We start from the raw sequence: 9786 nt of genomic DNA on the forward strand, positions 1-9786 counted from the left end.
CTCAGCTTGAAGTCGTAGGCGTATTTTTTTAGAAGCAGAAGGTGGCATAGGAGATTGCCGAACTAGTCTGGTGGGCTGGGAGTTGTGTATAAGAGACACCTCGACCGCCACGGGCGCATTGCTGCGCCTGCGCCCGCCCGGCGGCGTCGACGGCGCAGCCGCGGGCCTCGCGGCCGGCTGGGCCGCGCTACGATTGTGGGAGAAACCGTTGTCGGCCCCACCGCCGCACAATGCGCGCCCATCCCAGGAAGCCACGGCATGAACCTCAACGACCTCTTCGCCATCGCCATGGCGCTGCTGCTGACCTATGCCGGCATGGCCTGCCTCAGCCTGGCGATGCCGCGCCACTACGACCAGGTGTGGGGCCGCGATCGCTCCGCCGGCCATTCGCGCGTGCTGCGCGCCGCCGGCGTCCTGCTGTTGCTGCTGGCGCTGCTGCCCTGCGTCGGCCTGTGGGGCAACACCGTGGGCGTGGTGGCCTGGTTGGGCTGGCTGTCTGCCGGCGCCCTGCTGTGGGTCGGCATGCTGTCGTGGTCGCCGCGCCCGGCGATGCGCACCGCCGCGCTGGCGGTGGTGATCTCGATCGCCGGGGTCGGCTTTGGCTTCTAGGGGCGTATTGCGCCCGCGCCGGGCCGGCCGGCGCCATTTGACCGGCATCAAGCCAGCCTGACAAACGGCTCGGCAAGCGCGTTTTCAACACCATAGGTAGTGGTAGAGTTTTTCCACCCCACAACATATGGTGCCAGCGATGCAACTCCAACACATCCTCAAGCGCGACGGCCGGGTCGTCGCATTCGACCGCGCCAAGATCGCGGCGGCCATCGCCGCCGCCGGCCGCGGCACCGGAGAACTGGACGCCGACGTGGCCCAGGCGCTGACCGGCGCGGTGATCGAGTCGCTAGCCGCCGAAGGCAACGTCTGCCCCGGCGTGGAGACCATCCAGAACCAGGTCGAGGAAACGCTGGTCAAGGCCGGCTACTGGCGCACCGCCCGCGCCTACATCGTCTACCGCGAACAGCACGCCCGCCTGCGCGCGCTGCGCCATACGCTGGTGGACGTCGAAAGCGCCATGGAGGAATACCTGGAACAGCGCGACTGGCGCGTCAACGCCAACGCCAACCAGGGCTACAGCCTGGGCGGCCTGATCCTGAACGTGGCCGGCAAGGTCACCGCCAACTACTGGCTGTCCAACGTCTTCACGCCCGAGGCGGGCCAGGCCCACCGCGACGGCGACATCCACATCCACGACCTCGACATGCTCAGCGGCTACTGCGCCGGCTGGTCGCTGCGCCAACTGCTGACCGAGGGCTTCAACGGCATCCCCGGCAAGATCGAGGCCACGCCGCCGCGCCACATGTCGGCGGCCATCGGCCAGATCGTCAACTTCCTGGGCACGCTGCAGAACGAATGGGCCGGCGCCCAGGCCTTCAGCTCGTTCGACACCTACATGGCGCCCTTCATCCGCCGCGACGCGATGACCTACGCCGAGGTCAAGCAAAGCATGCAGGAGCTGATCTACAACCTGAACGTGCCGAGCCGCTGGGGCACCCAGACGCCGTTCACCAACCTGACCTTCGACTGGACCTGCCCGGCCGACCTGCGCGAACAGATCCCCTACGTCGGCGGCGAGGAAATGCCGTTCGCCTATGGCGACCTGCAGGCCGAGATGGACATGATCAACCGCGCCTACATCGAGGTGATGATGGCCGGCGACGCCAAGGGGCGCGTGTTCACCTTCCCGATTCCCACCTACAACATCACGCCCGACTTCGACTGGGACCACCCCAATACCGAGCGCCTGTTCGAGATGACCGCGCGCTACGGCCTGCCGTACTTCCAGAACTTCCTCAATTCCGACCTGGAGCCGCACATGGTGCGCTCCATGTGCTGCCGCCTGCAACTGGACCTGCGCGAGCTGCTCAAGCGCGGCAACGGCCTGTTCGGCTCGGCCGAGCAGACCGGCTCGGTGGGCGTGGTGACGATCAATTGCGCCCGCCTGGGCCACACCTGCCGCGGCGACGAGGCCGCGCTGATGGCGCGCCTGGATCACCTGCTGGGCCTGGGCCGCGACGTGCTGGAAACCAAGCGCAAGGTGGTGCAGCGCTACATCGACCAAGGGCTGTACCCGTACACGCGGCGCTACCTGGGCACGCTGCGCAACCACTTCAGCACGCTGGGCGTGAACGGCATCAACGAGATGATCCGCAACTTCAGCGACGACGCCGACGACGTCACCACGCCGGCCGGCCACGCGCTGGCGGTGCGCCTGCTGGACCGGGTGCGGGCGCGCATGACCGAGTTCCAGGAAGAGACCGGGCACCTCTACAACCTGGAGGCCACGCCGGCCGAAGGCACCACCTACCGCTTCGCCCGAGAGGACCGCAAGCGCTACCCCGGCATCCTGCAGGCAGGCACCGAGGCGCAGCCCTACTACACCAACTCCAGCCAGTTGCCCGTGGGCCACACCGACGATCCGTTCGAGGCGCTGGCGCTGCAGGAAGCCCTGCAGGGCAAGTACACCGGCGGCACCGTGCTGCACCTGTACATGAACGAAGCCGTGTCGTCGGCCAGCGCCTGCAAGGACCTGGTGCGGCGCGCGCTGTCGAACTTCCGCCTGCCCTACATCACCGTCACGCCAACGTTCTCGATCTGCCCGAACCACGGTTATCTGGCCGGGCACCACGAGTTCTGCCCGAAGTGCGACGCCGAATTGCTGGCCAAGCAGGCGTCTTGCTGCGCGCCGGCCTGACCGCCGCTGTCGACCGCTTTTTTCCCCGGGCGATCCCCGCCCGGCCTTTCCCCAAGGAGCCATTATGCAAACCGTGATCTCTCCCGAAGCCGCCGCCCCGCAGGCGCTGCGCCTGGACGACAGCCAGCGCGTGCGCTGCGAAGTCTGGACCCGCGTCATGGGCTACCACCGCCCCGTGTCTTCCTTCAATACCGGCAAACAAGGCGAATTCAATGAACGCCGCTTCTTCGTCGAACAACGTGCCTGAAGCGGCCGGCGGCCGCAAGGCCGCCCCCGCCCGCCACCCACCGCGCATGGCCTATGCCGCGCCGCCGCGGCCGGCGGCCCAGCCGCTGCCGCGCCATTCCCCTGCGGTGGGCGGGCTGACGCCGTTTTCCACCGTCGACTGGCCCGGCACGCTGGCCGCCGTCGTCTTCATCGCCGGCTGTCCCTGGCGCTGCCACTACTGCCACAACCCCGAATTGCAGACGCGCAACGCGCGCTACGACTGGCGCGACGTACGCGCCTTCCTCGACAACCGCCAGGGCCTGCTCGACGCGGTGGTGTTCTCGGGCGGCGAACCGCTGAGCGAGCCGCGCCTGCCGTCGATGATCCGCGAAGCGCGGCGCATGGGCTACCGCATCGGCCTGCACACCGCCGGCATCTATCCGCTGCGGCTGGCCGACGTGCTGCGCTACCTGGACTGGGTCGGCCTGGACATCAAGGCCGATACGCAGGGTTATGACGACATCACCGGCCGGCGCGATTCGCACCGGTCGGCGCAGGCCTGCCTGACGCAACTGCTGACGGCGGGCGTGGATTTCGAATGCCGCATCACCTGGCATCCCGACTGGCTCGACGAGCCTCGCCTGCTGGGCCTGGCGCGCGAACTGGCGCGGCGCGGCGTCAAGCGCTTCGCGGTGCAAGGCGCGCGCAGTTGCCCCAGCACCCCGCCGGCGCGGCTGCTGGGCGCGCAGGCGCAGGCCCTGCTGCGCGGCTGGTTCGAGGAATTCAGCTACCGCTGAGCGCCGCCGCGCCCCAGGCGCGCCGCCAGCGCGGCGTGAAAGCGCGGCGACGCCACCGCGCCCACGTTGCAGCGCGACCAGGGCGAGGCCGCCGTCGGGTCGACGCTGAACACGCGGCCCGGCGCCATGATGACTTTCTGCGGCATCAGGTCCTCGGCCAGCGCCAGCGAATTGTCGATGCCGGGAAACGCCGCCCACAGATAGAGCGAACTGGTGGGCCGCGTGTAGACCTCGGCGCCCAACGAATCCAGCACCCGCAGCGCGTCGCCGGTGGCCGCTTCCAGCCGCTGGCGCAGGCGCACCAGGTGGCGCTCGTAGTGGCCGTCGCGCAGCATCACGTCGACCATGCGCTCGCAGTATTCCGAACTGCTGACGTGCACCAGCGCCTTCAGGTCCGCCAGGTCGCTGGCCAGGCCCGCGCCGCAGGCGATGAAGCCGACCCGCAGCGCCGCCGAGAACGATTTCGAGAAACTGCCGATGTAGAGCGTGCGCTGCAACTGGTCCAGCGCCGACAGCCGCACCGCCGAGGTCGGCTTGAAGTCGGCCAGCGGGTCGTTCTCCACCACGATCAGGTTGTAGCGCTCTGACAATTGCAGCAGCTTGTAGGCCTTGGCCGGCGAAATGTCGGAACCGGTGGGATTGTGCGCCAGCGACTGCGTGAAAAACAGGCGCGGCTTCTCGCGCTGCAGCAAGGCCTCCAGCGCCGCCAGGTCGGGGCCGTCCGACAGGCGCGGCACGCCCAGCATGCGCACGCCGGCCAGCTTGAGCTTGCCGAACAGCGGGTAATAGCCGGGATCGTCCACCAGCGCCGCCGCGCCCGGCGGCAGGAAGTAGCGGATCACCAGATCCATGGCCTCGTTGGCGCCGTGCGTCAGCACCAGTTGCGACGGCGCCGCGCTGATGCCGACGTCGCCCAGCTTGCGCACCAGGCTCTCGCGCAGCGGCGCATAGCCGAAGCGGCTGCCATAGCGGAACAACGTGCCCAGGCCGGTGCGCACCACCTTCTGGTGGTAGCGGTCCATGCGCATGTCGGCCAGCCATTCCACCGGCGGAAAGCCGTCGCCGGCGGCGATGGCGTCGGGCTGGGTCTTGAGCTGTTCGCGCATCAGCCAGACGATGTCCATGGCGCGGCTCAACTGGCCCGGTTCTTCGTCGGCGGCGCGCTGCGCCGGCCCGGTGTCGAGCACGTAGAAGCCCGAGCCGCGGCGCGGTTCCACCAGCCCGCGCGCCACCAGCATCTCGAACGCCACCACCACGGTGTTCTTGGCGTAGCGATGCAATTGCGCCAGCTCGCGCAGCGAGGGCAATTTATCGCCCGGGCGGTAGACGCCCTCGGCGATCTGGCGCCCGATCAGGCGCGCCAGGCTTTCGGCGATGGGCGCGGCGCGCGGGGCGCGGCCCGGGGAGTTGTCGGCGTCCACGGCGTGGTTTCCAGCGGGGAAAAGTCGAAAATTGGTGCAGTGCGATGGTACTGTTCGTCCAAACTGTACCTCTGAATGCCGGTACAGTTTACCTAGAATCCGGTCACCCAATTCTTAGATTTTCCGATGGAGACACATGCCATGGTGGCCGATTCACGCCTGCCCAACTTCCGCGCCCTCACCCCCGCCCAGCGCCTCGCCGCAATCGCCGACGCGGCCGGCCTGACGCCCGAGGAACGCCGGCAACTGGCCGAGCCGGGCGCGCTCGGCCTGGAGCTCGCCGACGGCATGATCGAGAACGTCATCGGCGCCTTCGAGCTGCCGCTGGGCGTGGCCGGCAACTTCCAGGTCAATGGCCGCGACGTGCTGGTGCCGATGGCGGTGGAAGAACCGTCGGTGGTGGCCGCGGCCTCGTTCATGGCCAAGCTGGCGCGCGAGAACGGCGGCTTCGAGACCTCCAGCACCCGGCCGCTGATGCGCGCCCAGGTGCAGGTGCTGGGCCTGACCGATCCGCACGGCGCGCGCGTTGCCCTGCTGCGCGAGCGCGAGCGCATCGTCAAGCTGGCCAACAGCCGCGACCAGGTGCTGATCGGCCTGGGCGGCGGCTGCCAGGACATCGAGGCGCACGTGTTCGCCGACACGCCGCGCGGCCCGATGCTGGTGCTGCACCTGATCGTCGACGTGCGCGACGCCATGGGCGCCAACACCGTCAACACCATGGCCGAGGCCGTGGCGCCGCTGGTCGAGGAAATCACCGGCGGCACGGTGCGGCTGCGCATCCTGTCGAACCTGGCCGACCTGCGCCTGTCGCGGGCCCGCGTGCGCCTGACGCCGCAGACCCTCGACACCAAGGACCGCAGCGGCGCCGAGATCATCGAGGGCGTGCTGGACGCCTATGTGTTCGCCGCCACCGACCCGTACCGCGCCGCCACCCACAACAAAGGCATCATGAACGGCATCGATCCGGTCATCGTCGCCACCGGCAATGACTGGCGCGCGGTCGAGGCCGGCGCCCATGCCTATGCCTGCCGCGACGGCCGCTACACCTCGCTGACCCATTGGGAAAAGGACGCCAGCGGCGCACTGGTCGGCACGCTGGAAATGCCGATGCCGGTGGGCCTGGTGGGCGGCGCCACCAAGACACATCCGCTGGCGCGGCTGGCGCTCAAGATCATGGCGGTGCGCTCGGCCCAGGAACTGGGCGAGATCGCCGTAGCCGTGGGCCTGGCGCAGAACCTGGGCGCGCTGCGGGCGCTGGCCACCGAAGGCATCCAGCGCGGCCACATGGCACTGCACGCGCGCAACATCGCCCTGACCGTGGGCGCGGTAGGCGCCGAGGTCGACCAACTGGCCAAGCGCATGGCGGCGGAAAAGGACGTGCGCGCCGACCGCGCGCTGGCACTGCTGGAGGAACTGCGTCACCCGGCCTGACGGCCCGGGACGGCCGGCGCGGGTACGCCGGCCGCACAAGAACAGAGGCGGTCGCCGGGATTCCCGGCGTCGTCCATCCATCAAGGAGACAGACATGGAAAGAAACAACAAGGCATCCGCCGGACGCCTGGCCGAAGTATGGAACGACACGGTCGACCTGCGTCACCTGGCCTGGGCCATCGCCATCGGCATCGCCGTCAGCGTGGCGGGCTTCTATGCCGCCAGCGCCTGGCTGCGCGACAAGGTCGCGTCACCCGAGCTGGCGCACGCCTACGCCATGCTGGCCGGCCTGGGCGGCTGCGTGCTGGCGGGCGTGATCTGCGCCCGCCTGTTCCCGCCCAAGCGCGAAGTGGTCGAACACAGCGCCTCGCACGATCCGGCCTGGCGCGCCGAGGTGCTGGCCGAACTGGCCGCGCAACCGGGCGGCCTGGGCACGCTGGCGGACCTGCCGCCGGTGGTGGTGAAGGAATTGCAGGAACTGGGCCTGTACGAGCTGTTCGCCGCGCCCGCCGCGGCGGCCGCGCCGCGTCATGCGCCGCAACCCGTACGCGCGGAGGTGCCGGCATGAGCGATCCCGTGTTGCTTGAACAGATCATGGTGGCCGCCGGCATGGGCCTCCTGGGCGCGGTGGTGTTCGCCGCCATTGGCCTGGTGTCCGGCACCGACGAGACCACCACGCTGGCGCCGCTGACGCTGCTGGTGGTGCTGCTGGGCGTGCCGCCCGCCGGCGTCTTCACCTTCTTCCTGGCGGGCGCGGTGGCCAAGCACATGACGCATGCGGTGCCGACGGCGCTGCTGGGCATTCCCGGCGACACCATGGCCACGCCGTTGCTGCAGGACGCCAACATGCTGCGCAAGCTGGGCGTGCCCCACATCGCGCTGCGCAAGATGGTGTCCGGCGCCATCGTGGCGGCCTTCGTGGCCGTGCCGCTGGCGGTGCTGTTCGCGGTGCTGCTGGCGCCGTTCGGCGCCGCCATCACCAAGTCGGCGCCGTGGATCTTCCTGGCCGCGGCGGTGCTGATCGCCTACTTCTCGGCCGGCCGCTGGGCCGCGGTGGCGCTGCTGGTGCCGTTCGTGGTGGTGATCGTGGCGCTGCAGAGCCTGACCGCCAAATACGGCGTCAAGCTCAGCATCAGCTACTTCCTGGGCATCGCCATCGGCCCGCTGATCGCGGACCTGTTCACCGTGATCGCGCCGCAGGGCCGGGCGCAGATGATGCGCGACAAGGTGCGCACGTTCTCGCTGGCGCCGGACGTCAAGGGCTGGTCGGGCTACTTCCCCAACCCGCTCAAGGTGATGGACCGCATCCAGACCCGCTGGACCCTGGCCACCGCCACCGTCTCCAGCGCCACCTTCGTGTTCAGTCCGGTGGCCATGACAGTAGTGCTGGGCGAGCTGGTGGGCTCGCGCGTCAAGCACGCCTACCACCGCCTGACCACGGTGCTGAGCGCGCGCAACGGCGTCACCGAGGCGACCTACATCGCCGAGGCCCTGATCCCGCTGATCGCCTTCGGCCTGCCGCTCAGCCCGGTCGCGGCCGGCCCGGCCGCGCCGCTGTTCAACGCGCCGCCGCGCTTCACGGTGGACGCGGCCAGCGGCCAGACCCACAACCTGCACAATCTGCTGAGCCACTGGGAGTTCCTGGGCTACGGCATGCTGGCGGTGCTGTTGGCGGCCATCGTGTCCTACCCGTTCGCCATGAACTTCGCGCGCCGCGCCGCGCTGTTCGTGTCGCGCAAGGTCAGCCACGAGGCCATCATCGCCACCTTCGTCGGCCTGATCATCGTGATCAGCGTATGGGAAGGCCAGTTCCTGGGCCTGCTGGTGATCCTGACCATGGGCCTGTTCGGCGGCCTGCTGTCGCGCCGCTTCGGCTTCAACACCGGCGTGCAGTTCATGGGCTACTACACCGCCGTGCTGACGGTGCCGGCGCTGGTCAAGCTGGTGGCGTAAGGCCACCATTGGTCAGGGGCGGAGCCCGCCGGCTCCGCCCCTTTTTTGTCTGCCCGGCCGGGCCACGCCCCTGCCGCGTTCCCTCTCCCCGCTTTCACCCGCCTGCTTGATTCCGCGCAAGGCGGCGCGTCATGCCTTGCTCTAGCCTCGAAGCCACTGTTCCCAATAAAGGCTTCCATTTCATGACGTGGTTCAAATCCCTCACTCTCGCCGGACGCGAATTGCTGCCCATTGTCCAGGGCGGCATGGGCGTCGGCGTATCCGCCCATCGCCTGGCCGGCGCGGTCGCCAGCCAGAACGCGGTCGGCACCATCGCCAGTGTGGACTTGCGCCATCACCATCCCGACCTGATCGAGCAGACCGAGGACTGCCGCGACCGTGAACAGATCGACAGCGCCAACCGCGTCGCGCTGGACCGCGAAGTGCGCGCCGCGCTCGACACCGCGCAGGGGCGCGGCGTGGTGGCCGTCAACGTCATGAAGGCCGTGCGCGACCATCCCGCCCTGGTGCGCCAGGCCTGCGAAAGCGGCGCCCAGGCCATCGTCATGGGCGCCGGCCTGCCGCTGGACCTGCCCGACATGACCGCCGACTATCCCAAGGTGGCGCTGGTCCCCATCCTGTCGGAAGCGCGCGGCGTGGCCGCCGTGCTGAAAAAGTGGATGAAGAAAGGCCGCATGGCCGACGCCGTGGTCATCGAACACCCCGGCTACGCCGGCGGCCACCTGGGCGCGGCGCGCCTGGACGACATCCACGACGAACGCTTCGACTTCAAGCGCGTGCTGGCCGAATGCCGCCAGTTGTTCCAGGACCTGCAACTGGGCCGCGACGCCCCGCGCCTGATTGTGGCCGGCGGCGTCGGCAGCCACGAGCAGGTGCGCCACTGGCTCGGCCACGGCGCCGACGGCGTGCAGGTGGGCACGGCCTTTGCCGTGACCCGGGAAGGCGACGCCCACGAGAACTTCAAGCGCGTGCTGATGGAAGCCGACCCCGACAAGCTGGCCGAATTCACAAGCGTGGCCGGCCTGCCGGCGCGCGCCGTGCCGACGCCGTGGCTGACGCGCTACCTGCGCCAGGAAAAGACCCTGCAGGACAGCACCCGCTGCGACGCGCGCGGTGTTGAGCACTTCGCCCTTGCCCTGGCCGGGCTGCGTCAGCAGGCCGTAGGCCACCGCATTCATGCGGACGCCGGCGGTGGCGATGGCGACGCGTTCGGTGTCGGTCTTGCCGA

At 69.3% G+C, this 9786-nt stretch carries 9 protein-coding genes; 8 read left to right on the top strand and 1 reads right to left on the bottom strand.

All coding sequences use genetic code 11. The annotated features are described in order from the left end of the window. Positions 1 to 258 precede the first annotated feature (258 nt). The 4 genes from AC6LKG_RS25830 (at position 259) to AC6LKG_RS25845 (ending at position 3753) form a co-directional block, all read left to right on the top strand. Positions 259 to 609: a DUF3325 domain-containing protein gene (locus AC6LKG_RS25830; RefSeq protein WP_498169722.1), complete on the top strand. Its 351-nt coding sequence runs from the start codon at positions 259 to 261 to the stop codon at positions 607 to 609. A 139-nt stretch (positions 610 to 748) separates the two neighbouring features. Beyond that, positions 749 to 2749: a ribonucleoside triphosphate reductase gene (locus AC6LKG_RS25835; protein WP_498169723.1), complete on the top strand. Its 2001-nt coding sequence runs from the start codon at positions 749 to 751 to the stop codon at positions 2747 to 2749. 64 nt (positions 2750 to 2813) lie between these two features. Further along, positions 2814 to 2996, top strand: coding sequence for an anaerobic ribonucleoside-triphosphate reductase (nrdD, locus tag AC6LKG_RS25840; protein WP_006395259.1), 183 nt, complete (start codon positions 2814 to 2816; stop codon positions 2994 to 2996). Beyond that, positions 2962 to 3753, top strand: coding sequence for an anaerobic ribonucleoside-triphosphate reductase activating protein (locus AC6LKG_RS25845; protein WP_498169724.1), 792 nt, complete (start codon positions 2962 to 2964; stop codon positions 3751 to 3753). Before nrdD ends, AC6LKG_RS25845 begins: the two co-directional genes overlap by 35 nt. Here the strand turns inward: AC6LKG_RS25845 and AC6LKG_RS25850 are convergent. Continuing rightward, entirely contained in the window at positions 3744 to 5174 is a 1431-nt protein-coding gene (locus tag AC6LKG_RS25850) for an aminotransferase-like domain-containing protein (protein ID WP_498169727.1), read from the bottom strand. The genes AC6LKG_RS25845 and AC6LKG_RS25850 overlap by 10 nt on opposite strands. A 141-nt stretch (positions 5175 to 5315) precedes the next feature. Between AC6LKG_RS25850 and AC6LKG_RS25855 the strand changes: the two genes are divergently transcribed. From AC6LKG_RS25855 to AC6LKG_RS25870, 4 genes are all read left to right on the top strand, one after another. Further along, positions 5316 to 6605, top strand: a complete 1290-nt coding sequence (locus AC6LKG_RS25855) for a hydroxymethylglutaryl-CoA reductase, degradative (RefSeq protein WP_498169728.1) — start codon at positions 5316 to 5318, stop codon at positions 6603 to 6605. A 94-nt stretch (positions 6606 to 6699) separates the two neighbouring features. Then, positions 6700 to 7173, top strand: a complete 474-nt coding sequence (locus AC6LKG_RS25860) for a hypothetical protein (RefSeq protein WP_498169730.1) — start codon at positions 6700 to 6702, stop codon at positions 7171 to 7173. Then, positions 7170 to 8558 carry a tripartite tricarboxylate transporter permease gene (locus AC6LKG_RS25865; RefSeq protein ID WP_498169732.1) on the top strand — a complete coding sequence of 463 codons (1389 nt, stop codon included), beginning with the start codon at positions 7170 to 7172 and terminating at the stop codon, positions 8556 to 8558. Before AC6LKG_RS25860 ends, AC6LKG_RS25865 begins: the two co-directional genes overlap by 4 nt. Before the next feature lie 182 nt (positions 8559 to 8740). After that, positions 8741 to 9786, top strand: a 1046-nt coding sequence (locus tag AC6LKG_RS25870; RefSeq protein ID WP_498169734.1) for an NAD(P)H-dependent flavin oxidoreductase, incomplete at its 3' end; no start/stop codon positions are given.

Source organism: Achromobacter sp. 46006 (genome assembly GCF_059761975.1).

Bases quoted from the DNA above. Each gene is read 5' to 3' on its own strand.
- AC6LKG_RS25860 (WP_498169730.1), top strand. From the start codon at position 6,700: ATGGAAAGAAACAACAAGGCATCCGCCGGACGCCTGGCCGAAGTATGG.
- AC6LKG_RS25865 (WP_498169732.1), top strand. From the start codon at position 7,170: ATGAGCGATCCCGTGTTGCTTGAACAGATCATGGTGGCCGCCGGCATG.
- nrdD (WP_006395259.1), top strand. From the start codon at position 2,814: ATGCAAACCGTGATCTCTCCCGAAGCCGCCGCCCCGCAGGCGCTGCGC.
- AC6LKG_RS25845 (WP_498169724.1), top strand. From the start codon at position 2,962: ATGAACGCCGCTTCTTCGTCGAACAACGTGCCTGAAGCGGCCGGCGGC.
- AC6LKG_RS25830 (WP_498169722.1), top strand. From the start codon at position 259: ATGAACCTCAACGACCTCTTCGCCATCGCCATGGCGCTGCTGCTGACC.
- AC6LKG_RS25835 (WP_498169723.1), top strand. From the start codon at position 749: ATGCAACTCCAACACATCCTCAAGCGCGACGGCCGGGTCGTCGCATTC.
- AC6LKG_RS25855 (WP_498169728.1), top strand. From the start codon at position 5,316: ATGGTGGCCGATTCACGCCTGCCCAACTTCCGCGCCCTCACCCCCGCC.